The following is a 16,034-nucleotide window of genomic DNA, read 5'->3' as shown; positions in this document are numbered from 1 at the left end:
CGGCACGCCGGCACGCACGCACAGGTCCCCCACGGAGAACAGGTGACGCACATGGAGATCGGACTCGTCGGACTCGGGAAGATGGGCGGCAACATGCGCACCCGGTTGCGCAACGCCGGCCACACCGTCGTCGGGTACGACCGCAACCCCGAGGTCAGCGACGTCGACAGCCTGGCCGCGATGGTCGAGGCCCTCCCCTCCCCCGCCGTGGTGTGGGTGATGGTGCCGGCCGGCGACCCGACCCATGCCACCATCGCCGACCTCAAGGGCCTGCTCCACGAGGGCGACCTGGTCATCGACGGCGGCAACTCCAAGTACACCGACGACGCCGAGCACGCGGCCGACCTGGCCACCGCCGGCATCGGGTTCGTCGACTGCGGCGTCTCCGGCGGCGTCTGGGGCCTGGAGAACGGCTACGCACTGATGTGCGGCGGTGCCGAGGAGCACGTCGCCCTGGCCCAGCCGATCTTCGACGCGCTGAAGCCCGACGAGGGCGGCTTCGTCCACGCCGGCAAGGCGGCCGGCGCCGGCCACTTCGCCAAGATGGTCCACAACGGCATCGAGTACGCGATGATGCAGTCCTACGCCGAGGGCTGGGAGCTGCTCGAGAAGGTCGACATCGTCGACAACGTGCCCGACATCTTCGACTCCTGGCGCAGCGGCACCGTGATCCGCTCCTGGCTGCTCGACCTGCTCACCGAGGCGGTCCAGGCCGACGAGCACCTCGACCAGCTCCGCGGCTACGCCGACGACTCCGGCGAGGGTCGGTGGACGGTGGAGGCCGCGATCGACAACGCGGTGCCGATGCACGTGATCGCCTCCTCGCTCTTCGCCCGGTTCACCTCGCGCCAGGACGACAGCCCGGCGATGAAGGCGATCGCCGCGATGCGCAACCAGTTCGGCGGGCACGCCGTGCACACCTCGCCGCCGCCCGGCGGCGAGGAGAACCCCGGCTGAGCCAAGCTGAGGCTCAGGCCGCCAGCACCGCGCGCACCACCGCGAAGACCAGCCACGCGGCGGCGATCGTGATCGCGACCGGATGGCGCACCCAGCGGTCCAGGTCCGGTCCGCGGCGTCCGGTCACCCGGGCGCGGACCAGCAGCACCGCCAGCACCAGCACCACGGCGATGCCGAGGAGCCCGAAGGGGTGGGCCAGGAACGACTCGCGCCACCAGCCGTGGCTGGCGTAGACCCACGACCGGGTCAACCCGCAGCCGGGCAGGGCAGGCCGGTGAGCCGGCGGAACGGGCAGAGCACCGGCCCGTCCTCGATCGTCTCCGGGGAGAAGAGGTACGACGCCGCCAACGCGACGACCCCGCCGCCGGCGAGCAGCTGGGCGCTCGTCAGCGACGGGGTCGTCGTACGGAGGTCGGTCACGCGGCCATCATGCCGCGCGACCCAGGCCGGTCGAGATGCACGGGCTCAGCTTGGGTGCACAGGCTCAGCGCAGCGGACGACCGTTGGAGTCCGGGACCTTGCGGAGCAGGATCAGGATCAGGTCGATCAGCGACCAGATGCCGCAGCCGCCCAGGGTGAGCAGCTTGGCGACACCGAGACCGGTGTAGCCCAGGTAGAAGCGGTCCACGCCGAAGGAGCCGAGGAACCACGAGATCAGCACCGTGGTCAGCCACTCCTTGTCGGAGTAGAGGCCGGGGATGTCGCGCGCGGCGTAGTACTGCTGCGAGTCGGCGGTGCGGACCGGGGTGTCCGGCTTGATCTGCGCGGTGACCGCCATCTGCGCGAGGCCGCCGTAGTCGATCGGGCCCTGCTCCTGGCCCATGTAGGAGACGAAGAACGGGCCGGTCGGTGCGGCGTAGCCGGCCGGCTGCTGCGGGTAGCCGTAGGGCTGACCCTGCGGAGGCTGCTCGCCGGGAGCGCCGTACGGCGGGTTCGGTGGTTGCGTCATGCGCAGCAGCCTAGGCTGATCGGAGCCTGTTGAAACGTCGTCGGACGGCCCTGCGGGCGATTTCTCGTGCGCACACCGGAGCGGAAGGATGGTGCGCCGAGGGGATCCGTGTGCGGATCGAGGGTGTGGACGAGAAGGAGGAGACGTGCACGTCGCGCGGCTGAGCCTCCACGACTTCCGGTCCTACCCGGCCCTCGACGTCGACCTCGCCCCGGCGTCACCGCGTTCGTCGGCCGCAACGGCCAGGGCAAGACCAACCTGGTCGAGGCGATCGACTACCTCTCCCGGCTCTCCTCGCACCGGGTCGCCTCCGACGCGCCGCTGATCCGGGCCGGTCAGCCGCAGGCGATCGTGCGCGCCGCGGTGGTCCGCGACGGACGGACCGCGGTGCTCGAGGTGGAGCTCAACCCCGGCAGGTCGAACCGGGCCCGGGTGAACCGCTCCCCGCTCCCCCGCGCCCGGGAGATCGTGGGGCTGGTGCGCACCGTCGTCTTCTCCCCCGACGACCTGGCCCTGGTCAAGGGGGATCCGGGCGAGCGGCGCCGCTTCCTCGACGAACTCCTGGTGCTGCGCGCTCCTCGGTACGCCGGCACCCGGGCCGACTACGACCGGGTGCTCAAGCAGCGCAACACCCTGCTCAAGACGCTCTACTCGGCGCGCGGCAGCAGTCGGGACGCGGCGCTGGCCACGCTGGCCGTGTGGGACGACCACCTGGTCACCACCGGCACCGAGCTGCTCGCCGCCCGGCTGCGCCTGGTCGCCGACCTGGCGCCGTACCTGGGCAAGGCGTACGAGGCGGTGGCCCGCGGGGCGTCGCGCGACGACGCCCGGCTCGGTTACGCCGGGACGGTAGCGGTGGAGACGGCCGCCGTGGAGGGAGTCCCGGCGTCGGAGGAGATCGCGGAGGTGTTCCGCGCCGAGCTGGCGCGGCGACAGCGCGACGAGATCGACCGCGGGGTCACCCTGGTCGGGCCGCACCGCGACGAGCTGCAGCTGACCCTCGGTCCCGGCGACCAGCCGGAGTCGGCGCGGCTGCCCGCGAAGGGCTACGCCTCGCACGGGGAGTCGTGGTCGTTCGCGCTGGCGCTGCGGCTGGCCGCCTACGACCTGCTCCGCGCCGACGGCGACGACCCGATCCTGATCCTCGACGATGTCTTCGCCGAGCTCGACTCCGACCGTCGCGCCCAGCTGGCCGCCCTGGTCGCCGGGGCCGAGCAGGTGCTGGTCACCGCGGCAGTCGAGGCCGACGTACCGGCGGAGCTGCGGGGCGTGACCTTCCACGTCGCCGACGGGGAGGTCCGACGTGCCGACTGACCCGACCGAGCACTCCGACGGCGCCGAGGGCGCCGAGGAGTCGGCCGAGACTCCGCCCGACGAGGCCGGCTACGAGCCCGACGGGCTGGACCTGGCCCGCAGCGCGATGCGCTCGGCGGCCGGATCGACGCCGGCGACGGATCCCCGCGCCCGGCGCAGCGGCGGCGCCCGCTCACCGTTCGGTCCGGACGGCGCCAAGCGCCGCAACCGGCGGATCCGGCCGGGCGAGGCGCAGATGAGCGGCGCGCACCCCGACGGCCGGGATCCGCAGGGGGTCGGCAGCGAGCTCGACCGGCTGATCGGCGACCGCGGCTGGGCGTTGGACCTGCAGGTGCGCGGCGTCTTCGCCCGGTGGACCGAGATCGTCGGCCCGGAGATCGGCGCGCACTCCACGCCCGAGACGCTGCTCGACGGCGTACTGGTGGTGCGCACCGAGTCCACCGCCTGGGCCACCCAGCTGAAGCTGCTCGCCGCCGACGTCGTACGACGCCTCAACGACGAGCTGGGCGACGGGACCGTGACCGTGGTGGAGGTGCGCGGACCGAACGCGCCGAGCTGGAAGCACGGCCGTCGCAGTGCCCGGGGTTCGCGGGGCCCGCGGGACACCTACGGGTGAGCGCCGCGCGCCGCGTCGGATGAGGCTCCACCCGTCCCGCACCAGAGCCGTTGGCAGCGGTTTCGCCGTACTGGCCTTTGGCGACCCCCCTCCGCGGCGCGCAGAATGGCGATTGCGGGCCTCTGAGCGGCCACGGGCAGCGCCGGTCGTCCCCCGTGCGAGCGGCGCACCGTGATCTGAGGCGTTCTACGGGGTATCATGGCGATCTGGCCGGGACCATGCCGCCACCGGGACTCCGGGGCGCTCGACTCGGCCAGCGTCATGCCCGTCCCGCGCGCACGCGCGCGGATCGCCGACCCGAAGAGGTTCGTGTGTCCACAGCCGATCAGCCCACGCCCGCGGAGCTCGCGGAGGTCACCGCTCCGGTCGCCGTCACCGGGGACTACGACGCCTCCGCGATCCAGGTCCTGGAGGGGCTCGAGGCGGTCCGCAAGCGACCGGGCATGTACATCGGCTCCACCGGCGAGCGCGGCCTGCACCACCTGATCTGGGAGATCGTCGACAACGCGGTGGACGAGGCGCTGGCCGGTCACTGCGACCGGATCGTGCTGACCCTGCAGGCCGACGGATCCCTCAAGGTCGAGGACAACGGCCGCGGCATCCCGACCGGCACCGCGCCCGGCCAGGAGATCCCGGCGGTCACGCTGGCGCTGACCGTGCTGCACGCGGGCGGCAAGTTCGGCGGCGCCGGCTACAAGGTCTCCGGCGGTCTGCACGGCGTGGGTGTGTCCGTGGTGAACGCGCTCTCCACCCGGCTCAAGGTCGAGGTGAAGAACCGGGGCAAGCTGTGGGAGCAGGAGTTCTCCCTGGGCGACCCGGACTACGACCTGCGCGAGGTCCGCGACCTGGAGCCCGGTGAGCGCACCGGCACCACGGTCACCTGGTTCGCCAGCGAGGAGATCTTCGAGACGACGACCTACTCGCTGGAGACGATCACCACCCGGATCCGGGAGATGGCCTTCCTCAACAAGGGCCTGGAGATCGTCGTCATCGACGAGCGCGAGGACGCCGGCGACCTGGCCGACGCGGTCGCCGACGACACCGTGCCGGCCCGGGTCGACGGCGGGGAGGAGGGCACCGGCGCGATCAAGCGGGAGGGCGCCGGGCTGCGGCAGGTCTTCAAGTACGAGCGCGGCCTGATCGACTACGTCGAGCACATCAACCGCACCAAGCAGGCCGCCAACCCGACGGTGATCAGCTTCGAGGCGGAGACGCCCGTGGACTCCGACTCGCACATGAGCCTGGAGGTGGCGATGCAGTGGAACACCACCTACACCGAGTCGGTGCACACCTTCGCCAACAACATCAACACCCACGAGGGCGGCACCCACGAGGAGGGCTTCCGGGCAGCGCTGACCAGCCTGGTCAACGGCTGGGGCGAGGAGTGGGGCCTGATCAAGAAGCGTGAGGACCGGGTCTCCGGCGACGACATCCGCGAGGGCCTGACCGCGATCATCTCGATCAAGGTGGGCGAGCCGCAGTTCGAGGGTCAGACCAAGACCAAGCTCGGCAACACCGAGGCCAAGGGCTTCGTGCAGCGGGTGGTCAACGACCGGCTCGGTGAGTGGCTGGAGAAGAACCCGGCCGAGGGCAAGGACATCGTGCGCCGCTCGCAGGCGGCGGCCTCGGCGCGGATCGCGGCCCGCAAGGCGCGCGACCTGGCCCGGGACCGCAAGGGCCTGCTCGGCCGGGCCGGGCTGCCCGGCAAGCTGTCCGACTGCCAGTCGACCAACCCCGCCGAGTGCGAGGTGTTCATCGTCGAGGGTGACTCCGCCGGTGGCTCCGCGCGCCAGGGCCGCGACCCCCGGATCCAGGCGATCCTCCCGATCCGCGGCAAGATCCTGAACGTCGAGAAGGCCCGGATCGACAAGGTGCTCGGCAACCAGGAGGTGCAGTCGATCATCTCCGCGCTGGGCACCGGCATCACCGAGGAGTTCGACCTCGACAAGCTGCGCTACCACAAGGTCGTGCTGATGGCCGACGCCGACGTGGACGGCCACCACATCAACACCCTGCTGCTGACCCTGCTGTTCCGCTTCATGAAGCCGCTGATCGAGCACGGCTACGTCTACATGGCCCAGCCCCCGCTCTACCGGCTGCGCTGGAACAAGCCGCACGAGCACGAGTTCGTCTACTCCGACGCCGAGCGCGACGCGCTGCTGCGCGACGGCCAGGCCGCCGGCAAGAAGCTGCCCAAGGAGAACCCGGTGCAGCGCTACAAGGGTCTCGGCGAGATGAACGCCAAGGAGCTGTGGGAGACCACCATGGACCCCGACCAGCGGCTGCTGCTGCAGGTCACCCTGGAGGACGCCGCCCAGGCCGACGAGATTTTCTCGATCCTGATGGGCGAGGACGTCGAGCAGCGCAGGTCGTTCATCCAGCGCAACGCCAAGGACGTGCGATTCCTCGATATCTAGGTATCTAGCAGATTCCTTAGACATCGATAGAACGCGACAGAGAGAGCAATCGTGACCGAGACACCGACCGACCCGACCGGCCCCGAGGCACGGACCCGCTCCATCGACCTGCAGGAGTCGATGAAGCGGTCCTACATCGACTATGCGATGGCTGTGATCGTGGGCCGCGCGCTGCCCGACGTACGCGACGGACTGAAGCCGGTGCACCGCCGGGTGCTCTACGCGATGTTCGACGGCGGCTACCGCCCCGACCGCGGCTTCTCCAAGTGCTCGCGCGTCGTCGGCGACGTGATGGGTCAGTACCACCCGCACGGCGACACCGCGATCTACGACACCCTGGTCCGGCTGGCCCAGCCGTGGGTGATGCGCGCGCCGCTGGTGCAGGGGCAGGGCAACTTCGGCTCGCCGGGCAACGACTCCGCCGCCGCGATGCGTTACACCGAGTGCCGGATGGCGCCGCTGGCGCTGGAGATGGTGCGTGAGATCGACGAGGAGACCGTCGACTTCCAGCCCAACTACGACGGCCGCTCGCAGGAGCCCGTCGTCCTGCCCGCGCGGTTCCCGAACCTGCTGGTCAACGGGTCCGCGGGCATCGCGGTCGGCATGGCGACCAGCATCCCGCCGCACAACCTGCGGGAGGTCGCCGAGGGGCGAAGTGGGCGCTGGAGCACCCCGACGCCACCCGCGAGGAGCTCCAGGACGCGCTGATCGAGCGGGTGAAGGGCCCCGACTTCCCCAACGGCGCGCTGATCGTCGGCCACCAGGGCATCGAGCAGGCCTACCGCACCGGTCGCGGCTCGATCACCCAGCGCGCGGTGATCGAGGTGGACGAGGACGCCAAGGGCCGCACCTGCCTGGTGATCACCGAGCTGCCCTACATGGTCAACCCGGACAACCTGGCCCTGAAGATCGCCGAGCTCGCCGACTCGGGCCGGGTGCAGGGCATCGCCGACGTGCGGGACGACACCTCCGACCGCACCGGCCAGCGCCTGGTGATCGTGCTCAAGCGCGACGCGGTCGCCCGGGTGGTGCTCAACAACCTGCTCAAGCACACCGAGCTGCAGACCAACTTCAGCGCCAACATGCTGGCGCTGGTCGACGGGGTGCCGCGCACGCTGTCCATCGACCAGTTCATCAGCAACTGGGTGGAGCACCAGGTCGAGGTCATCCGCCGGCGCACCGAGTATCGGCTGCGCAAGGCCGAGGAGCGGGCTCACATCCTGCGCGGCCTGGTCAAGGCGCTCGACATGCTCGACGAGGTGATCGCGCTGATCCGCCGGTCTCCCGAGGTCGACGACGCCCGTCGCGGGCTGATCGACCTGCTCGAGATCGACGAGCTGCAGGCCAACGCGATCCTCGACATGCAGCTGCGCCGCCTCGCCGCGCTGGAGCGGCAGCGGATCATCGACACGCTCGCCGAGATCGAGCTGGAGATCGCGGACCTCAAGGACATCCTGGCCAACGTCGCGCGGCAGCGGCAGATCGTGGCCGACGAGCTCGGTGAGATCGTCGACAAGTACGGCGACGAGCGTCGTACCCAGATCATCGCGGCCGACGGGGACCTCTCGATGGAGGACCTGATCCCCGACGAGGAGCAGGTCGTCTCGATCACCCGCGGCGGCTACGCGAAGCGGACCCGCGCCGACCAGTACCGCCTGCAGAAGCGCGGCGGCAAGGGTGTGCGCGGGGCCAGCCTCAAGGGCGACGACGTGGTGGAGCACTTCATCTCCACCACCAGCCACCACTGGCTGCTCTTCTTCACCACCGCCGGCCGGGTGTACCGGACGAAGGTCTACAACCTGCCCGAGGCCTCGCGCGACGCGAAGGGCGGGCACGTGGCGGGGCTGTTGAGCTTCCAGCCGGACGAGTCGATCGCCCAGGTGCTGGCGATCCGCGACTACGAGCAGGCGCCGTACCTGGTGCTCGCGACGCAGCACGGCCTGGTGAAGAAGACCCGGCTCGGGGACTACAACTCCCCGCGGCAGGCCGGCGTCATCGCGATCAACTTCCGCGAGGACGACGACCAGCTGATCGGGGCCGAGCTGGTCTCCGAGGGCGACCACATCCTGCTGGTCTCGCGCAAGGGCCAGGCGATCCGGTTCGAGGCGACCGACGAGCAGCTGCGGCCGATGGGCCGGGCCACCTCCGGCGTGACCGGGATGAAGTTCCGTGACGGCGACGACCTGCTGTCGATGTCGGTGATCCGCGCGGCCGTGGTCGAGCAGTCCGAGGCGGAGGCCGCGGCCGACGACGACGTGCAGATCCAGTACGTCTTCACGATCACCGACGGCGGCTTCGCCAAGCGCACCCCGATCGCCGACTACCGCGTGCAGGGCCGTGGTGGGCTGGGGATCAAGGCGATGGCGCTGGCGAACGAGGACCGCGGCTCGCTGGTCGGTGCGTTCATCGTGGTCGACGGCGACGAGGTGCTCTCGATCACCACCGCCGGTCAGGTGGTGCGGAGCCCGATCAACGCGGACTTCCGCCCGACCGGACGGTCCACCCAGGGCGTGACCTTCGTGAAGCTGAAGAAGAACAACGACGCGGTGGCCGTGGTCGCCCGTTCCGTGGAGAGCAAGGAGGCCGCCGAGGGCGTCGACGACACCCCTGAAGCAGGGGACGTCGCCGCTGAGAACTCGGAGGCTCAGGACCCGGATGCCACAATCGAGGGGTCCACGGACGCCGGGGCCGCCGGTGACGGCGCTCCCGACAGTGCGGGAGAGAGTGAGAGCTGATGACCGATCGCGTCGACGAGACCACGATCAGGACCGACGGTGCGGAGACCGACGACGCCCGCACCGCCGAGGTCCCGACGGTGAAGTCGGGTGACGAGAAGGGCGCAGACTCGGACGGCGGCGCCGACGCCGGCGCCGAGACGGGGATGAAGAAGGAGTCGAAGAAGTCCAAGGCCGCGAAGGCGGCCAAGGACCCCGCGGCTCCCACCAAGCCCGCCCCGTCGCTCCCCCCGCCCCCGACCACGGCGCCCCTGCCGGCGTCGGCCGGCGGGCCGGCCGCGGCCGAGGGTCCGGTCGAGGCGCCGAAGCCGGCCCCCGCCGCCACCCGTCCGGTACGACGGGCACGGCTGCGCCTGACCCGCGTCGACCCCTGGTCGGTGATGAAGACCGCCTTCCTGCTCTCCATCGCGTTCGCGGTGGTGACCGTGGTGGCGGTGGCGATGGTGTGGCAGGTGCTCGGCGCCGCCGGCGTCTGGGACTCGATCAACTCCACCATCCAGGAGAGCATCGGCGGCGAGGACGTCCAGAACTTCCAGATCGAGGACTATGTGGGCACCAGCCGCGTGCTCGGGTTCACGATGCTGGTGGCCGCCATCGACGTCGTACTGCTCACGGCGGCGGCGACCCTGACCGCGTTCCTCTACAACATGTCCGCCGCGCTGCTCGGTGGCGTCGAGGTCACCCTCGCCGAGGACCACTGAGAGCGCACCCGCGATTTCGTCGGCCGGACCCGCTCCGGTAACGTTCATCCTCGGCTTGGGCTGATGGGGCTTCCACCCTGACGTCCAAGCCGACCCGGGCCTATAGCTCAGACGGTTAGAGCGCTTCCCTGATAAGGAAGAGGTCACAGGTTCAAGTCCTGTTAGGCCCACCGGTCACTCGTGACCACCCCGATCCGCACCACGGAGGTCCTCGTGAAGAAGATCCTTCTGGCAGCGCTCGCGGCCGCCGCGGCCGTGTTCGCCAGCAAGAAGCTGCAGCAGAGCAAGGCCGAGAAGGCGCTCTGGGCGGACGCGACGGACAAGCTCCCGGAGGCCTGAGCCTCCAACCCACGCCGGCCGTTGGTCGGTGATCAGGGGCCTTGGCGCAATTGGTAGCGCACCTGCTTTGCAAGCAGGGGGTTAGGGGTTCGAGTCCCCTAGGCTCCACTCGAGGAACCGCAGGTCAGCCTGCGGTTTCTGTCATTTCGGGCCCATCCCAACCCGCATCCTTTCAGCGGCCTCGGGAGGGGAGTGGTTCCTTCGCTCGGCCGGTCAGCTCCTGTTGGAGGCCGGTGCCCAGGTGTTCGCCCGAAAGTCCTTGAGTCGGGTCAGGGCGTCTGCGGCGGCATCTCTGTCGACCGGCTCCCCGGTGAGGGTGGCCAGCCGATCCAGCAGCCGACGACCGCCGACGAACTCGATTCCGTCGATCTGGAAGCTTTCCGGAACGTGGTCCTGGACCGGACCCCAGATGACGATGAGCGGCGTCACCGCCGCGGAGTGAAGTCTCGCGCGATGCGCGCCTCGCTCGGGCTTGAGAAGGCTCCGGGTCACGGCATCGGCTCGAAGCTTGACCCGGGCCGCCGATCGCGCCATCTCCGTGGTGTCAGCGCCGTCGCTGCGCCACTTGGAGTCGATGGCAACGATCCCGCCGCTTCGCGTCAAGGCCAGGTGATCGAGGTCGCCGGCCTGGAGGTTGATGCTGTCGACCCAACCCCAGATCAGCCGTTTCTTCTTGGCGCGCCGCAGCTCATCCCGAGTCGCTTCCTCCCCCCAGGCGCCGCGGAGCTGCCAGATCGCCTGCCGCTCGTGGGCGAGGAAGGCGGCATTGACGAAGTGAAGGGCGGTCGCGATGAGGGCAGCCTGCAGGCCACCGAGGAACCACCATTGGAACCTGCCGTCAGGGAAAAGGGTGAGGATCACCGCTGTCTCGAAAGCGAGCAGCACGAGCAAGCCGAACGTGAGCAAGGCGAGGGACTTCTTGTTTCTCCGTGCCCATGCTTTGAAGAGATTGCTGTAGGCACGGCGCGGGTACGGCGCGAATCTGGTCACGTGGTCCCCCTTAGCTCGCGACGACCTTGGCGGCCGTGAAGAAGTCGATCGGCATCGGGGTCTCCAGCCTCCAGGTGATGGCGATCGGTCGTTCGCCCTCGTGGGTGACATAGGTGGCGGGTCCGAGGAACAGGTACGGGGCCCCGGTGCCGTACTCGTCGACGGACGTCTCGCGAACGAACAGCAGGACGTTGCCGGTGCCGTTGACGTACCGCTGCCCGGTTGACGAGGAGACGGTGGTGCGGCTCTGCGACTCCCAGTGGAAGAGCGTCGGGCTGATCGGGTAGTCGCGATACATAGTGGTGGGTGAGAAGGCTGCTTCGGACTTCTTCAGTTGGATGAAGAAGGCGTCGGTGTTGATGTCGGGGACCCAGAGGACACCTTCGCGGAAGTTGATCGGGGGCTTCGCCAGGCTCGCGTCGCCAAGCGCCGCGAGCGCTTCCTCTCGTCGGTAACGGCCGTGCACCTGCAGCGGGACGTCAGCAAGGTCGCCGGAGAGCTCGAGCGTCGTGCGCCGCGCGTTCTCGAAGCCGATATCGACCAGGACCGACAGCTCATCCGCCGCGGCTTCGTTGGTCCGAAGTGCGCGGATGCCGTCCTCGATGCTGGCGAACCTGCCGCCGTTGGGCCAGAGGGAGAAGAAGAGCATCTCGGCCAAGCGGCGTTCGGCCGGCGTCCAGGCTGCTGGCTCAGTGTCCGAGTTGAGGACCGACTGGTAGGTCGACGCCCGAGGGCGGTCGTCGACGTGGATCAGCGACCGGCCGCGCTTCACGAGCTCGTTTTCACGGTCACCCACCGGCCTGGTCTCGAAGCCGGCTTCCCGCCGGAGCCTGGTCCACGATCGTCCGGACCTCAAGAGATCGGGGAGGGCGGCGCCGGACTCGTCGAGGTACTCGCGCAGGTCGACGTTGCCGATGCCGCGCAGCTCGGAGAGCAGGTCGCTCCAGCGGCTACCGATCTGCGTCCTGAGGTTCGCCAGAACGGCAGCCTGCGTCTCTTTGTCCATGACGATCTGGCAGCCGCTGGGCAGGAAGGGGAACTCTTGGTCGACGGCGGTGCCGAGCCTGCTGCGCGAGAGACCGGTGAGGGCGGTGAGCTTGAGGTCCCAGCGGAATCGCTTGTGCTGGTGCCCCACGAAGTCGAGCACGGTGAGCACCGCCTTGTCCGCCGTACGGCGAAGTCCGCGGCCGAGCTGTTGTAGGAAGACAGTCGCGCTTTCGGTCGGCCGCAGGAAGAGGATCGTGTCGACGTTGGGGATGTCGAGGCCCTCGTTGAACAGGTCGACGGTGAAGAGCACGTTCACGTTGCCGTCCCGGAGCGCGCCGAGAGCGGATGCGCGTTCGTGCGGTGTGTCCTCGCCGGTCACCGCACGCGCGGGGATCCCAGCGTCGTTGAAGGCCGCTGCCATGTACGTCGCGTGCTCGATCGTGACGCAGAAGCCGAGCGCCCGCATCGATCCGGTGTCGAGGACCTTGTCGTGCAGCTCCTTGAGGATGATCCGCGTCCGGGCGTCGTTGCCGGTGAAGAGGTTGGACAGCTCCCCGTCGTCGTAGGTGCCGCCCTTCCAGCCGAGCTGGCTGAGGTCGGTGTTGTCCGCGACGCCGAAGTAGTGGAACGGGCACAGCAGTTCGGCGCCGAGTGCGTCCCACAGTCGGAGCTCGGTGGCCACGCGTCCGTCGAAGAAGGCGTCGCGGACGTTGATGCCGTCTGCGCGCTCGGGGGTTGCCGTGAGTCCAAGCAGTTCCGTCGGGTCGAGGTGGTCGAGCAGCGTCCGATACGTCGGGGCGGACGCGTGGTGGAACTCGTCGATCACGACGACGTCGAAGGCGTCAGTTGGCAGGTTCGCGACGCCGTAGGAGCTCAGCGACTGGACGCTGGCGAAGACGTGCTTCCACTCCTCCTTCGGGAACGCTCCGTCGACGTAGAGCTCACCGAAGTTCGCGTCGGCCAGCACCTCACGGTAGACACGCAACGACTGGGTGAGGATCTCCTTGCGGTGCGCGACGAAGAGGAGAGAAGGTCGACGGGCCGGGTTCGACGCGAGCCGCCGATAGTCGAGGGCAGCGACCACCGTCTTGCCGGTTCCGGTCGCCGCCACGACCAGATTCCGATGGCGATCATGCACGCTGCGCTCCGCGTCGATCTCGTCGAGCATCTCCTGCTGGTAGGGATAGGGAGTGACCGCGAGTCCTGAAAGGGAGAGCGTGACGCGATTGGTCTGGCTGCTGCCGCCCGCCTCGGCCAACGCCAGGTCGAGCCGGTCGGCGTCCCGACTGGGCTGATAGACCTCGAACGCAGCGTCGTTCCAGTACGTGTCGAACGTTGCGTCGAACTTCTCTAACAGCGCAGGCGTCGCAATACGGGAGAGCCGGACGTTCCACTCAACGCCTTCGAGCATGGCGGCATGGGTGAGGTTCGAGGAACCGACATACCCGGTGTCAAAGCCGGTGTTGCGGTGGAACATCCACGCTTTGGCGTGAAGTCGCGTGCGCTGGGCGTCGTACTGCACACGAACCTCGGCGCCGTACTCGCGCACCAGGTGGTCGAGCGCCCGCCGTTCGGTGGAGCCTGTGTAGGTCGTCGTGATCACCCTGAGTCGGCCGCCTCGCTCGCGTAGCCGGCGTAGCTCGGGGTCGAGGAGGCGCAGCCCGGCCCACCGGACGAAGGCGCAGAGGAGATCGACGCGGTCCGCGGTGTCGATCTCGGTACGCAGCTCGGGACCGAGGCTCGGCTCGGACTTCGCGTTCGTCATCAGGGCCGCTTCGGTCAGCGGCGTACGCGGCCTGACGTCTGGATAGGTGACCACACCGGGCCCAGGCGTGGGTGCGAGTCGGAGCAACTGCGACGCGGGTGCCGAGACTTCGGTGCCTGACTCCTGCATCGCGTCGATCAGCTGGTTGGCAAGGTCCACGGCGTCCTCGGGGCTGCGCCCGGCGAACGCGCGGTGTGCGGAAGCAGAGACGTGCTGGGCGAGGACGCGAGGAAGATCGACTGCATCGATCTCCCCGGTCGCGGCCTCGAGACCCGTCACCGTGGCCAGGCGCCTCTGCAGGTCGGTGGTCACCAGCGATTCGTGGAGGCCCGGTGCGATCGGCTCGCGCGTCATGGGTGCAGCTTTTCCTATTCGACCGACATGAGGACGGGGATCGGAGTGATTTGGTCATCCGAACCATGCAGGACGTCCGGCGGATCACGGCACCGAGCAAGGCGACACTCAGGCGACCGGATCGGTCTACGCTCACCACGATGAATGTCATCGCCCTCGAACCGCGGCTGCCCGGATACGGACCTCAACCCGACCGTCAGGTAGGGCCCGTGGCGGAGGTGCGGACAGCACCCGATGTCCAGCGCGCATGTGGTCCGACAAGATGAAGGACCACACCCTCGACGTCGGCGAGATCCCCCTCCGCGTGTTGGAGCACGGCGCCGGCCCCGCGGTCGTCCTGTGCCACGGCTTCCCCGGTCTCGCCTACAGCTGGCGCCACCAGCTCCCCGCCCTCGCCGCAGCCGGCTACCGCGCGATCGCGCCGGACATGCGGGGCTACGGCGGCAGTGGGCGACCGGCGGATCCCGCCGCCTACGACAGACGCAGCACCGTCGCGGACATGGTCGGGTTGCTCGATGCGCTGGAGATCGAGGAAGCCGTGTTCGTCGGGCACGACTTCGGTGCGGCACTGGTCTGGGACCTGCCGCAGTGGGCCCCGCGACGGGTGCGGGCGCTGGTCCAGCTGAGCGTGCCGCGTGCGGCCCAGCTGCCGATCCTGCCCAGCGAAGTGTTCGCGGCGGTGGCGAGGAAGCACTGGTTCCACCTGGACTACTTCCAGCGGCCGGGCGTCGCCGAGGCCGAGCTCGACGTACGGCCGCGGGAGTTCTTGCAGCGGGCCTTCTGGGCGCTGTCCGGCGGCTACCACTACACCGACATCTACGCCCACCCCAGCGATGGCAACGGCTACCTCGACGTCCTCCCGGAAGCCCCGGATCTGCCGTGGCCGTGGCTGAGCCAGGCCGAGTTCGAGGTGTACGTCGACACGTTCGCCGCGACCGGTTTCACCGGCGGACTCAACTGGTACCGCGCGAACGACCACATCTGGCACGAGAAGCAGGCGCGGCCCGACGAGCCGGTCACCGTGCCGACCTGCTTCATCACCGGCGATCGCGATCCGGTCATGCAGGTCGCCGGCAGCTCGATCGACGAGATGCGCGACCTCGTCCCCGGGCTGGAGCAGGTGCACATGATCCCTGGGGCCGGACACTTCGTGCAGATGGAGGCGGCGGACGAGGTCAATCGGATCGTCGTCGACTTCCTGGGCGAGATCGACAGCTCCCAACCCTCCGGGTGGCGGCGGGTCAGCCCAGGGTGAGCACCGACCCCTGGTCGTCGGGCGCGAGGATCGGCTGGATCTTCGAGTCGAAGGTGACCAGGCGGGCGGAGTGGGCCGCGGCGAGGTTCACCAGGTGCAGGTCGGTGACCTGACGGCAACCGGTCAGTCCGACCAGGTCGATGCTCGCCTCGGCGAGAGATGAGTCGTCGGGTAGGAACACGGCGCGCTCGTGACGGCGCAGCGACCGCAGTGAGTCCAGCGCTTGTCCGGCGCCGGCGGCCACGCCCATCACGGTCGGATTGAGTGCCATGCGCACCAACCCGGACTCGGTGACGGGAGTGGTCGCGAACCGAGCAACCGAGCCGAACCACGTGTGGGCGGCGCGGTGATGCACGTGGTCTGGATGGAGGAGTGCCACGAGCACGTTGACGTCCGGCAGGTCGAGTTCACTCATCGAGCATGGCCTCAGCGACCATGTCGCCGGTGATCACGTGACCCGGCGTCGACGGCAGCAGCACGAGACCACCATCGGAGGGGCCGCGTGACTCGGTCGTGCTCGCGAGGCCGGCGAGTGCGAGGGCGGAGACCGCCTCGCCGAGGCTCTTGTTCTGACCCTCGTTGACGCGCGCACGGGCTGCGGCGAGCACGCGGGGTTGATGTCGAGGGTGGTGCGCATACTCACCATAATATCGCA

The 16,034-nt window shown here is 69.4% G+C and carries 12 protein-coding genes, 2 tRNA genes and 3 pseudogenes; 10 read left to right on the top strand and 7 right to left on the bottom strand.

The annotated features are described in order from the left end of the window. Positions 1–30: 30 nt before the first annotated feature. A pseudogene (gene gnd, locus FIV43_RS16180) lies at positions 31–957 on the top strand (phosphogluconate dehydrogenase (NAD(+)-dependent, decarboxylating)); the annotation flags it as partial. A gap of 13 nt (positions 958–970) precedes the next feature. Here gnd and FIV43_RS21640 read toward each other — a convergent pair. From FIV43_RS21640 to FIV43_RS16170, 3 genes are all read right to left on the bottom strand, one after another. Next, positions 971–1,207: a DUF2752 domain-containing protein gene (locus tag FIV43_RS21640; RefSeq protein WP_196780845.1), complete on the bottom strand. Its 237-nt coding sequence runs from the start codon at positions 1,205–1,207 to the stop codon at positions 971–973. Beyond that, positions 1,204–1,377, bottom strand: a complete 174-nt coding sequence (locus FIV43_RS21635) for a DUF2752 domain-containing protein (protein WP_196780844.1) — start codon at positions 1,375–1,377, stop codon at positions 1,204–1,206. The genes FIV43_RS21640 and FIV43_RS21635 overlap by 4 nt, the downstream gene beginning before the upstream one ends. A 64-nt stretch (positions 1,378–1,441) precedes the next feature. Continuing rightward, positions 1,442–1,906 (bottom strand): NINE protein, encoded by a 465-nt coding sequence (locus tag FIV43_RS16170; RefSeq protein ID WP_196780843.1) that lies wholly within the window; start codon positions 1,904–1,906, stop codon positions 1,442–1,444. Between the two features lie 145 nt (positions 1,907–2,051). Between FIV43_RS16170 and recF the strand changes: the two are divergent. The 8 genes and pseudogenes from recF (at position 2,052) to FIV43_RS16135 (ending at position 10,136) form a co-directional block, all read left to right on the top strand. Further along, a pseudogene (gene recF, locus FIV43_RS16165) lies at positions 2,052–3,220 on the top strand (DNA replication/repair protein RecF). Next, positions 3,210–3,836 carry a DUF721 domain-containing protein gene (locus FIV43_RS16160; protein ID WP_231123455.1) on the top strand — a complete coding sequence of 209 codons (627 nt, stop codon included), beginning with the start codon at positions 3,210–3,212 and terminating at the stop codon, positions 3,834–3,836. The pseudogene recF and the gene FIV43_RS16160 overlap by 11 nt, the downstream one beginning before the upstream one ends. A 311-nt stretch (positions 3,837–4,147) precedes the next feature. After that, on the top strand, positions 4,148–6,253 hold the full coding sequence (gyrB, locus tag FIV43_RS16155; protein WP_269204026.1) for a DNA topoisomerase (ATP-hydrolyzing) subunit B: 2,106 nt from the start codon (positions 4,148–4,150) through the stop codon (positions 6,251–6,253). A 120-nt stretch (positions 6,254–6,373) separates the two neighbouring features. Beyond that, positions 6,374–8,988 (top strand): annotated as a pseudogene (gene gyrA / locus FIV43_RS16150) (DNA gyrase subunit A). After that, positions 8,988–9,689 (top strand): DUF3566 domain-containing protein, encoded by a 702-nt coding sequence (locus FIV43_RS16145; protein ID WP_231123454.1) that lies wholly within the window; start codon positions 8,988–8,990, stop codon positions 9,687–9,689. The pseudogene gyrA and the gene FIV43_RS16145 overlap by 1 nt, the downstream one beginning before the upstream one ends. 96 nt (positions 9,690–9,785) lie before the next feature. Continuing rightward, positions 9,786–9,859, top strand: a tRNA-Ile gene (locus tag FIV43_RS16140). Positions 9,860–9,869: 10 nt separating this feature from the next. Beyond that, complete coding sequence (locus FIV43_RS21135; protein WP_181407814.1) at positions 9,870–10,028, top strand: DLW-39 family protein; 159 nt, start codon at positions 9,870–9,872, stop codon at positions 10,026–10,028. Between the two features lie 35 nt (positions 10,029–10,063). Continuing rightward, a tRNA-Ala gene (locus FIV43_RS16135) sits at positions 10,064–10,136 on the top strand. 105 nt (positions 10,137–10,241) lie between these two features. On the opposite strand, the gene FIV43_RS16130 is transcribed toward FIV43_RS16135, so the two are convergent. Continuing rightward, positions 10,242–11,018, bottom strand: a complete 777-nt coding sequence (locus FIV43_RS16130) for a nuclease-related domain-containing protein (protein WP_141014955.1) — start codon at positions 11,016–11,018, stop codon at positions 10,242–10,244. A 10-nt stretch (positions 11,019–11,028) separates the two neighbouring features. Continuing rightward, a complete protein-coding gene (locus tag FIV43_RS16125; RefSeq protein WP_181407540.1) occupies positions 11,029–14,124 on the bottom strand; it encodes a DUF3427 domain-containing protein in 3,096 nt (1,031 codons plus the stop codon). Between the two features lie 262 nt (positions 14,125–14,386). Here FIV43_RS16125 and FIV43_RS16120 point away from each other — a divergent pair, with 262 nt between their 5' ends. Continuing rightward, positions 14,387–15,379, top strand: a complete 993-nt coding sequence (locus FIV43_RS16120) for an alpha/beta fold hydrolase (protein WP_141014954.1) — start codon at positions 14,387–14,389, stop codon at positions 15,377–15,379. On the opposite strand, the gene FIV43_RS16115 is transcribed toward FIV43_RS16120, so the two are convergent. Next, a complete protein-coding gene (locus tag FIV43_RS16115) occupies positions 15,366–15,794 on the bottom strand; it encodes a TA system VapC family ribonuclease toxin (protein ID WP_141014953.1) in 429 nt (142 codons plus the stop codon). The genes FIV43_RS16120 and FIV43_RS16115 overlap by 14 nt on opposite strands. Next, the gene (locus tag FIV43_RS16110; protein ID WP_231123453.1) at positions 15,787–15,987 is read right to left on the bottom strand and encodes a hypothetical protein; all 201 of its coding nucleotides are present in this window, start codon (positions 15,985–15,987) and stop codon (positions 15,787–15,789) included. Before FIV43_RS16110 ends, FIV43_RS16115 begins: the two co-directional genes overlap by 8 nt. Positions 15,988–16,034: the final 47 nt, after the last annotated feature.

Source organism: Nocardioides sambongensis (genome assembly GCF_006494815.1).
GTDB lineage: Bacteria > Actinomycetota > Actinomycetes > Propionibacteriales > Nocardioidaceae > Nocardioides > Nocardioides sambongensis.
This window is presented reverse-complemented; position numbering and strand designations above follow the sequence as displayed.

Excerpts from the sequence above, each read along its gene's own strand:
- FIV43_RS16120 (WP_141014954.1), top strand. The coding sequence starts at position 14,387 with ATGAAGGACCACACCCTCGACGTCGGCGAGATCCCCCTCCGCGTGTTG.
- FIV43_RS16115 (WP_141014953.1), bottom strand. The coding sequence starts at position 15,794 with ATGAGTGAACTCGACCTGCCGGACGTCAACGTGCTCGTGGCACTCCTC.
- FIV43_RS16145 (WP_231123454.1), top strand. The coding sequence starts at position 8,988 with ATGACCGATCGCGTCGACGAGACCACGATCAGGACCGACGGTGCGGAG.
- FIV43_RS16125 (WP_181407540.1), bottom strand. The coding sequence starts at position 14,124 with ATGACGCGCGAGCCGATCGCACCGGGCCTCCACGAATCGCTGGTGACC.
- FIV43_RS16170 (WP_196780843.1), bottom strand. The coding sequence starts at position 1,906 with ATGACGCAACCACCGAACCCGCCGTACGGCGCTCCCGGCGAGCAGCCT.